Here is a 15,528-nt window from a genome sequence, read left to right as displayed (position 1 = left end):
GCCGCCGCCCGACACACCGAATCCACGGCGTCCCTTGTGGTGTTGTTCACATCCGTTCAAGCACCACTTCCCTGGCCGATTTCAAGCACCCTGTTCAGGCGACGCGACGGGATCAGCAACCGATCGGACGCACGGCATGAGACGGTATGGGTCTATGGAAAATTACGACTTTCTCTCCTACGAAGAGTTCGGCCGCAGATTTTTCGAGGTTGCCGTCACACCGGACCGCGTCGCCGCTGCCTTGGCCGATATCGCGGGCAGCGAGTTCGCTATGGAGCCAATCGCACAGGGCCCCGGCGGGATCGCCAAAGTCAGTGCGAACGTGAAGATTCAGGAGCCGCGGGTAACCCGCAAGCTCGGCGAGATGATCACATTCGTCATTCACATTCCACTGTCCATCGATTTGCTGTTGGATTTGCGGCTCGACAAGCAGCGCTTCCTGGTCTCCGGCGACATTGCGTTGCGGGCGACGGCGCGCGCGGCAGACCCGTTGTTGCTGATCGTCGATGTATCCAAGCCTCGACCGTCAGACATCACCGTCAATGTGTCGTCCAAGTCGATCCGTGGCGAAGTGCTGCGCATCCTGGCCGGGGTAGACGGTGAGATCCGGCGATTCATCGCCCAGTACGTCAAGGATGAGATCGACTCGCCAGCGTCACAGGCCGCTCAGGTCATCGACATTGCCACCCAGGTGGACTCCGCCTGGCCCGGCGGCTAGCGAGTCCAGCTAGAGCGTCTGGTGCCGGCCGAAGAACTTGTGGTCTTCGCTGTAGCCGCCGTAGCCGCTGCCGATTTCCTTATAGCTTGCGACGAACTCGATGCCCTTGATCCACTTCACCTGCTTGAACCCGTGCTGCAACTCGTTGCGGAGCCGCAGCGGTCTGCCGTGCAGATAGGGGAGCGGCTCGCCGTTCATGTTGTAGGCCAGCATGCTCATGTGGTGCCGCATTTGCTCGATCGGGTGCGCGTTGTAATAGATCCCGCCCGTGGCGCCCAGCCCCATCGAGTAGAAGACAACCCATTTCGCCTCGGGGAGCGGCTTGACGATGTCGATGATGGTCTGCATCGACACCCCGCCCCACTTCGCGACACCCGACCAGGCCTGGATGCAAAAGTGCTGGGTGATCTGGTCGTGATAGGGCAGTGCGCGCAAGTCCTCGAGTGAGAAGGCCGTCGGGTTCTCGACCAGACCGTAGACCCGCAGCCGCCAGTCCACGAAGTCGTTCTTCTCCAGCTCCTTGTATTCGACGGTCTCGGGGAGCCGGCCGTTGCGCCAGTGGTACGGCGAGATGTCCTTCTCGGTGAATGCCCCGGGCTTCGGATTCAGGCGTTCCAGCGCCCGCTGGAAGGGGCCGACCAGCGCGTAACCCACCCGCTGGACCACCCGCGGATGCTTGATCGTGAACGGGGTCGCGGCGACCCAGCCGATCGCCACAATCACCATCGCCACGCAGAACACCCCGAAACCGACCCAGCTGTCGTCGTCGCGGGAGGCGAACATGTGATTGAGGTTGCGTAGGGCATCGGTGGCGAAAACCATCGTGACGTGAGTCAGGATGAAGAACAGGAAGTACACCAGCACGAGGAAATGCAGGGATCGGGCGTGCTGGATGCTCAGCCGCTTGCTGAGCCAGTGCACCCGCTGTGACAGGGCGGGCGACATTCCGAGGCCGGTGATGACGGCGGCGGGTCCCGCGATGAACACCGTGGTGAAGTACGCCATCAACTGCATGTCGTTGTAGGCGACCCAGCCGTTGTCCGCCGGCCAGTTCAGCGACAGATACTGGATCGCGACCGATGCGGCGTTGGGAAGGACATCCCAGCTGGTAGGCACCAGGTGCCGCCACTGACCGGTAGCAAACAACAATACGTAGAACACCGCGCCGTTGAGCAGCCACAGCACATCGATGCCCAGATGCCACCAGCGGGCCAGACCGATCGAGTGGCGGAAGCCCGGCAGACCGAATTGCGGCGGCAGCGCGACAGTGTCGGCATTGGCCGTCCACAGCGGGTCGTCCGGAACCGGCGGCCCCACGCGCAGCCACTCATCCTTGCCCGGGGTGGCGTTGCGGCTGAAGTACAGACGCGGATGGTCGCAGAGGATCTGGATGCCGGAACGGATGATGAAAGTCATCATGAACAGGTTGAAGAAGTGCGTCCAACCGATCCACGCGGGCCGGCCCGGAACGCTCTTGGAGTGCGGGTCGACGCCGGGATAACGTTCGACGAACGAATGCACCGCGGGCATGTGGTAGAGCCCCTTGCCGATCGCCACTCCTGCCACCAGCAGGACGAAGCCGATCGGTATCAACCAGAGCAGATTGAACCATTTGTCTTTGCCGATACGTAGTCGTGGCGCGGTGGCCCGGCGGGTGAGGTCGAACCCACCCCCGTATGCCTCAACGTCAACGATGTCCTCGGCGGTATGCACCTCGCTGGCGTAGTCCACGCCCAGCTGCCGGTCGAGCGTGTCGACCTGATCCGAACCCGCGCCCAAACCCTTGTCCCTGGTATCGCTCACAGTGAGCAAATTTACACCATGACGACTGTATAAATAAGAAACTGTGACCAGGCATTCTCGATGCATTCTCGATATGGAGCCGAGGTGTTTACCGGCCGGCGCCTGCCGGGTATGTAACTGCGACTCTGGATCGGAACGGGAGGAGCGACGAATTGGCACGGGTGGACGTCTCGACCACATCGGAAGTCTCGCCGGAAGCCGCGTGGAAGCTCGCCTCCGACCTGAGTCGATTCGACGAGTGGATGACGATTTTCGCCGGATGGCGCGGTGAGGTCCCGTCAACGATCGAAAAGGGCACCTGTGTCTCGTCGTGCGTCAGGGTCAAGGGCTTTCGCAACGTCGTGCACTGGGAAGTGACCGAGTACGACGAGCCGAACTCGATCGAGTTGCGCGGGCGCGGGCGCGGCGGTATCCGCCTGACGGTCGCGATGTCGGTCGCCGACCGGGACCCGGGCTCAGATTTTCACCTCACTGCTGATCTCTCCGGAGGTGTGCTCAGCGGACCAGTCGGCCGGCTGGTCGCCCGGGTGCTGCGCTCCGACGTTGAGAAGTCGGTCAAGAATCTGGCCGAGCTGCGCTGACCCTCAGGGGTGGTCTTCGCGGCCGAGTTCCCTTTCCGCCTGGCGAACCCGTCTGCGTTCCTCGGCCAGCCACGCCAGTCCGGCACCGAACACCAGCATCCCGCCGGCGGCCACGGCCACACCAGCCCCGGCGTGGCCGAGCGCGAACGTCACCGCGGATACCACGAACGCAAGCACGGCGCCGACGATCACCACTAAACCGGGTGCGCGTTCGGTTCTGGTTTCGAATTCCATGAGCTCGTGCATTGAATCGTGCGTCAAGAGCGTCTCCTCTGCTGCATTCACGTGCAGTCGGCCGTCCCGAACGGCCCGGGTTGGAGCCCTACTCGTAGTTACCCGAAAGACCTTCTGAAGAAACGAGTTCGGCTATTCCCGGAGGCGTAGCCGGCGCACCGGCCGGGTCTCGATGGCATTGATCGTCAGGGCCCGGCGGCCGATGCGCCACCCGGCGTTGGTGTGTTCGTATTCGTCGTCGTAACGAAGGTGCCAGGCGACATCCACCGCTTCCTCCCCGCGCTGATTCCAGTGATGCGCAACGCAAGTGATCCGTCCGCGAGCAGCGGCGGGCCGGTGCCTGATGTCATACACCTCGCCGACGATGGCATGCTGCGTGCGCGCGACCTGTCCCACCGCGGCCACGGCCGAGGCGATCGCAGTCCGGCCGAGGTGTCGGTGCACGGGCTCGAGCTCAGCCGGCGGCTCGGGCACCGCCAACTCCGCGTCTTCGGTGAAAAGCATTGCCACTGCCTCGAATTGACGATCGTCGACCCCGGCCGCATAGCGGTGCACCAGATCGCTGAGGGCCGCCCGATCTGCGAATGACGGGTGCATGGCCGATCAGACCGGCTCGGGGGTTGTCTGCGTGCGCACTGCCTCGAGCAGCTTTGCGGCCCGTGCATTGGTGAAAATGTCCTCGAGCAGCACCGGTCGCCCGTCTGGGCCGGTCAGCGGCACTCGCCAGTTCGGGTACTCGTCGGTGGTGCCGGGCTGGTTCTGGGTTCGTCGATCTCCGACCGCGTCGGTCAGCGCCACACCCAGCAACCGCGACGGCGTGCGGCCCAGATAGCGGTACAGCGCAAGGATCAGCTGTTCGGAGCCGTCTTCGTCTTCGTCGAGCAGCCCGACGCGGCGCAACTCGGACAGCCAGGCGGCGCGTTCGGTCGCCGCGGCCTGTAGTTCATCCTCGACCGGGCGAGCCAGCAACCCCAATGAGTCCCGCAGCCGAACGTGGTCGCCCGCGAGGTACCCAGCCGTCGGCGGCAGGTCGTGAGTCGTCACCGAGGACAAGCAGCACTCCCGCCACCGTTCGGCCGGCAGGGGAACCACCGTGCCGGACGAACTTGCGTCGCGGTCCTGCTCGAACCACAGGATCGAGGTGCCCAGCAGGCCGCGCATTAATAAGTAGTCGCGGACCCACGGTTCGACGGTGCCCAGATCCTCGCCGACCACCACGGCGCCGGCCCGGTGCGCTTCCAGCGCAACTATGCCGATCATTGCTTCGTAGTCGTACCGGACATAAGTGCCTTCGGTCGGCGGGACGCCGTTGGGAATCCACCACAGCCGGAACAGGCCGATGATGTGGTCGATTCGGACCCCACCGGCATGCCGCAACACCGCGCGGATCAGCGCGCGGAATGGCCGGTACTCCAGTTCGGTCAGCCGATCGGGACGCCATGGCGGCTGCGACCAATCCTGACCGAGTTGGTTGAACTCGTCGGGTGGTGCGCCCGCGGTCACGCCGAGCGCGAGCACGTCCTGTAGCGCCCAGGCGTCGGCGCCGTTGGGATGGACCCCTACGGCCAGGTCATGCATGATGCCCAGTGCCATCCCGGCCCGGGTGGCCTGCGACTGCGCCGCCGCGAGCTGCTCATCCAGCTGCCATTGCAACCAGCGGTGGAAATCGACGGCTTTGGCGTTCTTCGCAACGAACTCCGCGACGCCCGAGGCATACGGATGCCGCAACGATTTGGGCCAGCGACGCCAGTTGGCACCGTGCTTCTCGGCCAACGCGCACCAAGTCGCGAAATCGTCCAGGGCATGCCCCTCGCGCGCTCGGTAAGCCGCATATGCCAGCTCGCGGCCCGCCGACCGCGGTTGCCGGTGGATCAACTTGAGGGCGGCACGCTTGGCAGCCCAGGCGCTGTCGCGGTCGATCGTGTCACTGCGCGCGGCCCGGTCCTGCACCTCGTCTCGCAGCTGCCGTACCCGACCCCGCTTGGGCAGCTCGACGAACTCGGGGATGCTTTCGACGCGCAGGTAGAGCGGATTGCCGAAACGACGCGACGTGGGCAGGTAGGGCGACGGTTCCATCGGCTGCAGCGGCTTGTGGGTGCTCGAAGGTGCGGCCGCATGCAAAGGATTGATCAACAGGTAGTCGGCACCGTGCGCCGTGGCCGACCACAGTGCAAGGTCGGCCAGATCCACGAGGTCACCGACGCCCCACGAATCCCGGGACCGCACGCTGTACAACTGGGTGGCCAGACCCCAGCCGCGCCGAACGCCCAGTTTTGCCGGCAGGCCCAGCGATTCCGGCGTCACAATAAGCGCGGTACTGCTCTGGTAATCACCCGATCGGAGATGGACTCGGTGGTAGCCCAGCGGCAGGTCGGTCGGCAACACGAAGCTCGCCTCGCCCACCAAACGCCCGTCGAGGTCGAAGGGCGGAGTGAAGTTGTCGACCTGAACGACACCACCGCGTTCCGTCCCGTCCTCGAGCTGCAACCACACCTCGGCCGGGTCCCCATGCGTCACATGCACCCAGAACCGTGTCTGGGTACCGGCGCGCGCGACGATGGTCGGCGGCAGCGACCGCGCCCAATGCGCACGGAGTTCGGCGGTGAGGGCCGCGTTGCGCTCCTGCTCAGAAGTCGCGTGAACACCCAGGGCGCCGAGCACCGCCACCAGGGTGGATTCGGAGACCACCAAATGCCGTCCACTCCAGTCCTGGTAACTGGTCGCGATGCCGTACCGCCGGGCCAGCTCGACAAGCGATGGCGCAAGCTCAGTCATGCCGCTCATCTTCCGTCCAGTGCCGAGGCCCCGGCGAAAGCGGGGTCTGGTCCGGCGGCAACGGCCAGCCCCTCCCGGACGGCACTCTGCGACTTAGCGCGCCGACTCGACCATTCGCAGCTAACATGCGCAGTGAAGATACGAAGAATCCGTGGGGGATCCAGCGCTTTCGCCGCCGCATGGCGAGGTCCGCGTAAGTGCCTTACGGTTATCGACGTGCTTTAGCGCTTACCAGACATGAGGGCTACGGATCAGGGCGCTTTGACATATTCAGAATTTTTGGCAGACCGAGAGGTGATCAAGCGTGGCCGAACATAGCCGCGGGCAACGTGGGTCGGGGTATGGCCTCGGGTTGTCGACGCGGACCCAGGTAACCGGGTATCAGTTCCTGGCCCGCCGCACTGCGATGGCGCTGACCCGTTGGCGGGTGCGTATGGAGATCGAACCCGGTCGCCGCCAGACGCTCGCGGTCGTCGCGTCGGTCTCCGCGGCCCTGGTGATCTGCCTGGGCGCGCTGCTGTACTCGTTCCTCAGCCCGGCCGGTCAGATCAACGACGCTCCGATCATCGCCGACCGCGACTCGGGCGCGCTCTACGTCAAGGTCGGGGACCGGCTGTACCCGGCGCTCAACCTGGCGTCGGCGCGGCTGATCACCGGGCGGGCGGACAACCCGCACCTGGTCCGCGGCAGCCAGATCGCTAGCCTGCCGCATGGGCCCCTGGTGGGCATCCCGGGTGCGCCGAATGAGTTCTCGCCCAAGAATCCTCCCGCGTCGTCGTGGTTGGTCTGCGACACCGTGGGTGGGCCCTCGGGCGGGGTGGCTTCGATGGGCGGCGTAACCGTCACCGTGATCGACGGCACCCCGGACATGAGCGGGCGCCGTCGGGTGCTGAAGGGATCGGACGCCGTGGTGCTCAGCTACGGCGGCAACACCTGGGTGATCCGGGAGGGGCGCCGGTCCAAGATCGACGCGACGGACCGCTCGGTGTTGTTGCCGCTGGGCCTGACGCCAGAACAGGTCAGTCAGGCGCGGCCAATGAGCCACGCCCTCTACGACGCCCTGCCGGTCGGACCCGAGTTGCTCGTTCCTGAGGTGCCCAACGCCGGAGCCGCGGCGACCTTCCCCGGCGCTCCGGGACCGGTCGGCACGATTCTCGTAACGCCGCAAATCAGTGGGCCACAACAATATTCACTGGTACTGGTGGACGGGGTGCAGACGCTGCCGCCGCTGGTGGCCCAGATCCTGCAGAACGCGGGCCGCCCCGGAAACTCCAAGCCGGTGACCGTCGAGCCGTCGGCTTTGGCCAGGATGCCGGTGGTCAACCGGTTGGACCTGTCCGCCTATCCCGACAATCCGCTCAACGTGCTGGACATCCGGGAGAACCCCTCCACCTGCTGGTGGTGGGAACGGACCAGCGGTGAGAACCGGGCCCGCGTGCAGGTGGTGTCCGGACCGACCCTGCCGATCAAGGCCAGCGAGCTGAAGCGGGTCGTCAACCTGGTCAAGGCTGACATGACCGGGCGCGAGGCCGATCAGGTCTACTTCGGCCCGAATTACGCGAACTTCGTCGCCGTCACGGGCAACAACCCGGGCGCCCAGACGACCGAGTCGCTGTGGTGGCTGACCAACGCCGGCGCGCGGTTCGGGGTGGACGACACCAAAGAATCACGCGAGGCGCTCGGCCTGACCTTGCAGCCCAGCCTGGCGCCATGGGTGGCGCTGCGGTTGCTGCCGCAGGGCCCGACGCTGTCCCGAGCGGACGCCCTGGTCGAGCACGACACGCTACCCCTGGATATGACCCCTGCAGAGTTGGTGGTACCGAAGTGAAACGTGGTTTTGCACGACCCACACCGGAGAAGCCTCCGGTAATCAAGCCGGAAAACATCGTCCTTCCCACGCCGCTGAGCATCCCGCCGCCGGAGGGCAAGCCCTGGTGGCTGATCGTGGTGGGTGTCGTCGTCATCGGCCTGCTGGGCGGCATGGTCGCCATGACCTTTGCCAGCGGTTCGCACGTGTTCGGCGGTGTCGGTTCGATCTTCCCGATCTTCATGGTCGGCGGGATGATGCTGATGATGTTCCGCGGGGTCGGCGGCGGTCAGCAACAAATGAGCCGACCCAAGCTGGACGCCATGCGGGCCCAGTTCATGCTGATGCTGGACATGCTGCGGGAGACCGCGCAGGAGTCGGCCGACAGCATGGACGCCAACTACCGGTGGTTCCACCCGGCTCCCGACACCCTCGCGGCGGCAGTCGGATCGCCGCGGATGTGGGAGCGCAAGCCCGACGGCAAGGACCTCAACTTCGGTGTCGTCCGGGTGGGCGTGGGGATGACGCGGCCCGAGGTGACTTGGGGTGAGCCGCAGAACATGCCGACCGACATCGAGCTGGAGCCGGTGACGGGCAAGGCGCTGCAGGAATTCGGTCGCTACCAGAGCGTGGTTTACAACCTGCCGAAGATGATCTCGGTGCTGGTCGAGCCCTGGTACGCACTGATCGGCGAGCGCGAGCAGGTGCTCGGGCTGATGCGGGCGATCATCTGCCAGCTGGCTTTCTCGCACGGCCCGGACCACGTCCGGCTGGTCGTGGTCAGTTCCGACTTGGACGAGTGGGACTGGGTGAAGTGGCTACCGCACTTCGGCGATGCGCGCCGCACTGACGCCGCAGGGAGCGCCCGGATGGTCTACAGCTCTGTGCGCGAGTTCGCCGCCGAGCAGGCCGAGCTGTTCGCCGGTCGCGGATCGTTCACGCCCCGGCACGCCAGCTCGTCCGCACAGACGCCCACGCCGCACCACGTGATCATCGCCGACGTCGAAGACCCCCAGTGGGAGTACGTGATCAGCGCCGAGGGCGTCGACGGCGTCACCTTCTTCGACTTGACGGGATCACCGATGTGGACCGGCGTCCCCGAGCGCAAGCTCGAGTTCGACAAGGTCGGCGTCATCGAGGCGCTGCCGCGCGACCGCGACACCTGGATGGTGATCGACGACAAGGCGTGGTTCTTCGCGCTGACCGACCAGATGAGCATCGCCGAGGCCGAGCAGTTCGCTCAGAAACTGGCGCAGTGGCGGCTGGCCGAGGCCTATGAAGAAATCGGTCAGCGGGTGGCTCACATCGGGGCCCGCGACATCCTGTCCTACTACGGCATCGATGATCCGGCCGCGATCGACTTCGAGGACCTGTGGGGCAGCCGCACCGACACGATGGGCCGCTCCAGGCTGCGGGTGCCGTTCGGCAATCGTTCCGACAATGGCGAGCTGCTGTTCCTGGACATGAAGTCGCTGGACGAAGGCGGTGACGGCCCGCACGGGGTCATGTCGGGTACGACCGGTTCCGGTAAGTCGACGCTGGTGCGCACAGTGATCGAGTCGCTGATGCTTGGCCACCCGCCGGAGGAACTGCAGTTCGTGTTGGCCGACCTCAAGGGTGGTTCGGCTGTCAAGCCGTTCGCCGGGGTCCCGCACGTTTCGCGCATCATCACTGACCTGGAAGAAGACCAGGCGCTGATGGAACGGTTCCTGGACGCGCTGTGGGGCGAGATCGCCCGCCGCAAGGCGATCTGTGACAGCGCCGGTGTGGACGACGCCAAGGAGTACAACTCGGTCCGGACCAGAATGCGGGCCCGTGGCCAGGACATGGCGCCGCTGCCGATGCTGGTGGTCGTCATCGACGAGTTCTACGAGTGGTTCCGGATCATGCCGACGGCCGTCGACGTGCTGGACTCCATCGGGCGTCAGGGACGTGCGTACTGGATCCACCTGATGATGGCCTCGCAGACCATCGAGAGTCGCGCCGAGAAGCTCATGGAGAACATGGGTTACCGGTTGGTGCTGAAAGCACGCACCGCGGGGGCGGCTCAGGCGGCCGGCGTGCCGAACGCGGTGAATCTGCCCGCCCAGGCCGGGTTGGGGTACTTCCGGAAAAGCCTGGAAGACATCATCCGCTTCCAGGCCGAGTTTCTGTGGCGGGACTACCTGCGCATTTCCAGTGTGGATGGGGAAGAAGCGCCGGTTCTGGTGCACAGCATCGACTACGTGCGCCCGCAGCTGTTCACCAACTCGTTCACCCCGCTGGAGGTCAGCGTGGGCGGGCCCAGCGTCGAGCCGGCGGTGCCCAGTTACACCAACGGCGAGGTAAACGGCGCCGCTAACGAGGAAGAGCAAGAGGAAGCGATCAGGACGCCGAAGGTCGGCACCGTGATCATCGACCAGCTCCGTAGGATCAACTTCCAGCCGTACCGGTTGTGGCAGCCGCCGCTGACCGAGCCGGTTGCCATCGACGAGTTGGTCAACCGCTTCCTCGGCCACCCATGGCACAAGGACTACGGGTCGGCCCAAAACCTGGTGTTCCCGATCGGCATCATCGACCGGCCGTTCAAGCATGACCAGCCGCCGTGGACCGTGGACACCTCTGGGCCCGGCGCCAACGTGCTGATCCTGGGCGCCGGTGGTTCGGGCAAGACGACGGCGTTGCAGACGCTGATCTGCTCGGCGGCCCTGACGCACACTCCCGAGCAGGTTCAGTTCTACTGCTTGTCGTACAGCAGCACCGCGTTGACCACCATCGCCCGGTTGCCACACGTCGGCGAAGTTGCCGGCCCCACCGATCCTTACGGGGTGCGCCGGACGGTGGCCGAATTGCTGGCGCTGGTGCGTGAGCGCAAGCGCAGCTTCCTCGAGTACGGCATTGCGTCGATGGAGATGTTCCGCCGGCGCAAGTTCGGCGGCGAAGCGGGACCCGTGCCCAACGACGGGTTCGGCGATGTCTATCTCGTCATCGACAACTACCGGGCGCTGGCCGAGGAAAACGAGGTGTTGATCGACCAGGTCAACCTGATCATCAACCAGGGTCCGTCCTTCGGCGTGCACGTGGTTGTCACCGCCGACCGCGAATCGGAGCTACGGCCACCCGTGCGCAGTGGTTTCGGTTCCCGTGTCGAGCTGCGCCTGGCCGCGGTGGAGGACGCCAAGCTGGTGCGGTCCCGGTTCGCCAAGGACGTTCCGGTCAAGCCGGGCCGCGGCATGGTGGCCGTGAACTACGTTCGGTTGGACAGCGACCCGCAGGCCGGTCTGCACACCCTGGTGGCACGCCCGGCGCTGGGCAGCACATCGAACAACGTGTTCGAGAGCGACAGCGTTATCGCGGCGGTCAGCCGGCTCACCACCGCTGCGGCACCGCCGGTACGGCGGTTGCCGGCGAAGTTCGGCGTGGAGCAGGTACGCGAATTGGCGGCACGGGATACCCGCCAGGGTGTCGGTGCCGGCGGAATCGCTTGGGCCATATCGGAATTGGACCTGCAACCGGTGTACCTCAACTTCGCCGAGAACTCGCACCTGATGGTCACCGGCCGTCGCGAATGTGGGCGCACCACGACGCTGGCCACAATCATGTCCGAGATCGGTCGGCTGTACGCGCCGGGTGCCACCAGCGCGCCGACGCCGCCGGCGGGACGGCGGTCGGCACAGGTGTGGCTGATCGACCCGCGCCGGCAACTGCTGACCACGCTGGGGTCCGACTACGTCGAGAGGTTCGCCTACAACCTCGACGGCGTGGTGGCAATGATGGGCGAGCTGGCCGCTACGTTGGCCGGACGTGAGCCACCCCCGGGTTTGTCCGCCGAGGAGCTGCTGTCGCGGGCCTGGTGGAGCGGTCCGGAAATCTTCCTGATCGTCGACGACATTCAGCAGTTGCCGCCGGGCTTCGACTCACCACTGCACAAGGTCGTTCCGTTCGTGACCCGCGCCGCCGACGTCGGGTTGCACGTGATCGTCACCCGCACGTTTGGTGGCTGGTCTTCGGCGGGCAGCGACCCGATGCTGCGGGCCCTGCATCAGGCCAACGCACCGTTGCTGGTGATGGATGCCGACCCGGACGAGGGCTTCATTCGCGGCAAGATGAAGGGCGGTCCGCTGCCCCGTGGTCGGGGTCTGTTGATGGCAGAGGACACCGGGGTCTTCGTCCAGGTCGCGGCCACCGAGGTGCACAACAAGTAATCCCAGGCAAGAAGTAATCCCAGGCAAGTCACCAACACAGCCGCCGCGCGGGTCTCCCGCGCGGCGGCTGTGTTTACTGGTGGCGGCGGGAGCCGACCTCGGAGTGCGCGCCAAATTCTATGACCGTCATAGAAAATTTGTCAGAGACGACTTTTCATAGCGTAGGCATAACTACGGACGGTGGACCGAATCGAAGGCACCGATTTGCTCCTAAGTCCCGTTTTGCCACGTTGCACGGTCCAGCCCTGACCGTTTGTTGAACGAAAGCTGAACATCGGTTTGCGGGGAGTGAATTGTTCGCGTCCTGGGCGACCTGAGCGTCGGGTGCAATCTAATGTGTTTGATATGCAACGGTTCTGTGACGGACCATCAAGTAGCAAATGATGCTAGTATTCGCGGCTTTTCTTGGTTGCGGCGAAATCTATTGGGGGAGAACGGCCAGGGACATTGCCGTCCCGGCCGTATCGATTCGCCGTGCAACCGCTGCAGATGACGCCACGGCGACGACCCGGCGCGCGAGCGCGGTCGGCTGAGGAGGGATGGTGTTGGACTTCGGAGCTTTTCCGCCCGAGATCAACTCGGGGCGGATGTACGCCGGACCAGGATCGGGGCCGATGCTGGCCGCCGCGGCGGGGTGGGACGGGCTAGCCGCCGAGTTGAGCACGGCAGCCGCCGGATACGGCTCGATCGTCACCGAACTGACCAGCTCACCCTGGGTAGGTCCGGCCTCCGCTGCGATGATGGCCGCAGCCGCCCCGTACGTGGCTTGGCTGGGCGTCACCGCCGAGCAGGCCGACCAGGCCGGCATGCAGGCCCGAGCAGCCGCCGCGGCGTACGACGTCGCGTTCGCGATGACCGTGCCGCCGACGATGGTCGCGGCCAACCGGGCGTTACTCGCGGTGCTGGTCGCGACGAACTTCTTCGGTCAGAACACACCAGCCATCGCGGCCACCGAAGCCGAGTACGCCGAGATGTGGGCCCAGGACGCGGTCGCAATGTATGGGTACGCCGCCTCCTCGGCGACCGCGTCGGTACTGAACCCGTTCACCGAGCCCCCTATCACCGCCGACGCGGATTCAGTATCCGCGCAGGCGGCGGCCGTCGGCGAAGCCCTTGCCGTTCCGGCGGGCAACTCCGCGGCTGCCGTCGCGCCGATGACGTTGTTACCTTCCTCGCTTCCCGAACTTGGATCGGCGATCCTCAATTCTGCGCCGGTAGCCGGGTTTGACTCGGTACTGACGCAGCTGGGATTCTCGTTCGCCCCAGAGGGATTGGTCGTTCCGCCCTGGGTTGTGGGGTCCAACGGACTCGTCGCGACGATCTTCGGCAATTCCACCAACATCTGGAACTCCGTCACCAATTACCCCTACTTCGCACTGGGATCCGTCAATTCCCTGGTCGCATGGGGCGGCGGTTTGCTGCCCGGCGCTCCAGCGCCCAACCCAGCGCTGGGTGGCGCACTCACACCACCCGGGGCAATAGGAGCTTGGGGCAGTCCGGTATCCGCCGGCTGGGGCCAGGCCACTGCCATCGGCAAACTTTCGGTTCCGCCGACGTGGTCTGCGACGACGGTTGCGCAGATAACACCGTTGCCCACGGGAACCGAGAGCCTCGGGGCGGGTGTGAATCCTGCCCACGCTGCTACGTCGTCGAGCTTGCTCAGAGGAATACCGATGAGCGGCGCGGGCCGGCGTACGGCGGAGGGTTACGTCACCAAGTACGGCTTCCGTCACAGCGTGCTGACTCGCTCACCATCCGCGGGTTAGAAGTCAATCCTGTTGTCCGACAAGTCATCCGAAGAAGGAGATCAGAAATGTCCTACGTGACGACACAACCCGAAGCACTGTCCGCGGCTGCCGCCAGCCTGCAGGGCATCGGCTCTGCGCTCAGCGCCCAAAATGCGGCGTCCGCTGCTCCCACCACCGGGGTAGTCCCCGCCGCCGCCGACGAGGTTTCAGCGTTGACCGCGGCACAATTCGCCGCGCACGCCCAGATGTACCAGGCAGTCAGCGCGCAGGCGGCCGCCATCCACGAAATGTTCGTCCGGACCTTGGGCGCCAGCGCCGGGTCGTATGCAGCCACCGAGGCCGCCAACGCGGCCGCGAGCAGATAAAGGAAAGGCTATGGATTTCGGAGCGCTACCGCCGGAGATCAACTCCGTGCTGATCTACTCCGGTCCGGGATCGGCACCGATGGTGTCCGCCGCTTCCGCGTGGAACGGCCTCGCCGCAGAACTCAACTCGGCGGCGTTGGCCTACGAGACAGTGATCACGCAGTTGACCGGCGAAGAGTGGTTAGGTCCGGCGTCGGCGTCGATGACCGAGGCAGCCACTCCGTATGTCGCCTGGATCAGCGACACCGCCGGCCTGGCAGAACAGTTCGCCAGCCAGGCCAGTGCGGCGGCCGCGGCCTACGAGAACGCCGTGGCGGCGATGGTGCCTCCGCAACTCGTCATCAGCAATCGCCTGCAACTGATGCAATTGCTGGCTACCAATGTGTTCGGCCAGAACACCAACGCGATCGCGGCACTGGAGGCGCAGTACGGGGAAATGTGGGCCCAGGACGCCGCGACGATGTACCAATATGCGGCGTCGTCCTCGACTGCCACCGCGGCGGTGACCCCGGTCGCCTCCCCGCCACAAGTGGTTAGCCCGGCCGCCTCGGCCCTGCAAGCCGCCTCGGTCACGGACGCCTTCGGAACCGCGGCCGGGTCAGCTCAGCAGTCCATCTTGGACCTGGTTAGCAGCTTGCAGGCGCAGTTGACCAACCTGGTGGGTCCCGCGAACGCCGGCCTGATCGGGCTGAATCCGACGACGCCGTTGAGTTTGACCGGTGTGACCTTCAACCCGAACTCGGTCATCGGTTCGGCGTTGACGGGAATCGGCGGGAACAGCACTCTGAACCCAGCTTGGTTCATCACTGCGTTCCGAAACTTCGCGGGTCCCGCCTACAACATCGAGGGTCTGCCGTACTTCTCCACCGGCATGGCGAACACCTTGTTGTCGTTGAGCAAGGGACTTGCCCCCGCCGCCGCATCGGCCGCCGGCAACGCGGCACACGGGTTAGGTGGCTTGGGCGGCTTGCTGGGCTCCGGCGGCGGGGGGGTGTCAGCGAGCGTGGGCCAAGCAGCATCCCTCGGCAAGCTGTCCGTACCTCCCGCCATCGCCGGAATAGGTCCGACGGTGAGCCACGCGGCACCGCTACCGGTGTCGACGATCAGCGCGGCGCCAGAATCCGGGGCCGGGAACCTACTCGGCGGTCTCCCACTGGCCGGCGCGGGGGCGGGGAACGCCGCGGGGGGCCAGAAGTATGGGTTCAGGCCGACGGTGATGTCACGGCCACCGTTCGCGGGATGACGGCGGTTTTCTTATGGAGCTAGCCCGCTGTTCTGCACGGATGCATTTCAAAGCGCGTTTCAGAGCGCCT

General features: G+C 65.5%; 11 protein-coding genes. 7 read left to right on the top strand and 4 right to left on the bottom strand.

The annotated features are described in order from the left end of the window. Nucleotides 1-154 precede the first annotated feature (154 nt). Entirely contained in the window at nt 155-718 is a 564-nt protein-coding gene (locus A5636_RS24140) for a hypothetical protein (RefSeq protein WP_065161157.1), read from the top strand. A gap of 9 nt (nt 719-727) precedes the next feature. On the opposite strand, the gene A5636_RS24135 is transcribed toward A5636_RS24140, so the two are convergent. Beyond that, entirely contained in the window at nt 728-2,455 is a 1,728-nt protein-coding gene (locus A5636_RS24135) for a molybdopterin-dependent oxidoreductase (RefSeq protein ID WP_065161200.1), read from the bottom strand. Between the two features lie 218 nt (nt 2,456-2,673). Here A5636_RS24135 and A5636_RS24130 point away from each other — a divergent pair, with 218 nt between their 5' ends. Further along, nucleotides 2,674-3,102, top strand: coding sequence for a type II toxin-antitoxin system Rv0910 family toxin (locus tag A5636_RS24130; protein ID WP_065161156.1), 429 nt, complete (start codon nt 2,674-2,676; stop codon nt 3,100-3,102). Between the two features lie 3 nt (nt 3,103-3,105). On the opposite strand, the gene A5636_RS24125 is transcribed toward A5636_RS24130, so the two are convergent. From A5636_RS24125 to malQ, 3 genes are all read right to left on the bottom strand, one after another. After that, nucleotides 3,106-3,348, bottom strand: a complete 243-nt coding sequence (locus tag A5636_RS24125; RefSeq protein ID WP_065161199.1) for a hypothetical protein — start codon at nt 3,346-3,348, stop codon at nt 3,106-3,108. 120 nt (nt 3,349-3,468) lie between these two features. Further along, nucleotides 3,469-3,933: a nuclear transport factor 2 family protein gene (locus A5636_RS24120; RefSeq protein WP_065161155.1), complete on the bottom strand. Its 465-nt coding sequence runs from the start codon at nt 3,931-3,933 to the stop codon at nt 3,469-3,471. A gap of 6 nt (nt 3,934-3,939) precedes the next feature. After that, complete coding sequence (malQ, locus tag A5636_RS24115; RefSeq protein ID WP_065161198.1) at nt 3,940-6,111, bottom strand: 4-alpha-glucanotransferase; 2,172 nt, start codon at nt 6,109-6,111, stop codon at nt 3,940-3,942. Nucleotides 6,112-6,415: 304 nt separating this feature from the next. Between malQ and eccB the strand changes: the two genes are divergently transcribed. From eccB to A5636_RS24090, 5 genes are all read left to right on the top strand, one after another. Continuing rightward, complete coding sequence (gene eccB / locus A5636_RS24110) at nt 6,416-7,939, top strand: type VII secretion protein EccB (protein ID WP_065161154.1); 1,524 nt, start codon at nt 6,416-6,418, stop codon at nt 7,937-7,939. Continuing rightward, a complete protein-coding gene (eccCa, locus tag A5636_RS24105) occupies nt 7,936-12,102 on the top strand; it encodes a type VII secretion protein EccCa (protein WP_065161153.1) in 4,167 nt (1,388 codons plus the stop codon). Before eccB ends, eccCa begins: the two co-directional genes overlap by 4 nt. A gap of 542 nt (nt 12,103-12,644) precedes the next feature. Then, complete coding sequence (locus A5636_RS24100; RefSeq protein ID WP_065161197.1) at nt 12,645-13,868, top strand: PPE family protein; 1,224 nt, start codon at nt 12,645-12,647, stop codon at nt 13,866-13,868. 47 nt (nt 13,869-13,915) lie between these two features. After that, a complete protein-coding gene (locus A5636_RS24095; protein WP_065161152.1) occupies nt 13,916-14,215 on the top strand; it encodes a PE family protein in 300 nt (99 codons plus the stop codon). 10 nt (nt 14,216-14,225) lie between these two features. Next, on the top strand, nt 14,226-15,458 hold the full coding sequence (locus A5636_RS24090) for a PPE family protein (protein ID WP_065161151.1): 1,233 nt from the start codon (nt 14,226-14,228) through the stop codon (nt 15,456-15,458). Nucleotides 15,459-15,528: the final 70 nt, after the last annotated feature.

It is taken from the genome of Mycobacterium asiaticum (assembly GCF_001673315.1).
Lineage (GTDB): Bacteria > Actinomycetota > Actinomycetes > Mycobacteriales > Mycobacteriaceae > Mycobacterium > Mycobacterium asiaticum_B.
This window is presented reverse-complemented; position numbering and strand designations above follow the sequence as displayed.

Bases quoted from the DNA above. Each gene is read 5' to 3' on its own strand.
- A5636_RS24125 (WP_065161199.1), bottom strand. From the start codon at position 3,348: ATGCACGAGCTCATGGAATTCGAAACCAGAACCGAACGCGCACCCGGT.
- A5636_RS24095 (WP_065161152.1), top strand. From the start codon at position 13,916: ATGTCCTACGTGACGACACAACCCGAAGCACTGTCCGCGGCTGCCGCC.
- malQ (WP_065161198.1), bottom strand. From the start codon at position 6,111: ATGACTGAGCTTGCGCCATCGCTTGTCGAGCTGGCCCGGCGGTACGGC.
- A5636_RS24120 (WP_065161155.1), bottom strand. From the start codon at position 3,933: ATGCACCCGTCATTCGCAGATCGGGCGGCCCTCAGCGATCTGGTGCAC.
- A5636_RS24140 (WP_065161157.1), top strand. From the start codon at position 155: ATGGAAAATTACGACTTTCTCTCCTACGAAGAGTTCGGCCGCAGATTT.
- A5636_RS24090 (WP_065161151.1), top strand. From the start codon at position 14,226: ATGGATTTCGGAGCGCTACCGCCGGAGATCAACTCCGTGCTGATCTAC.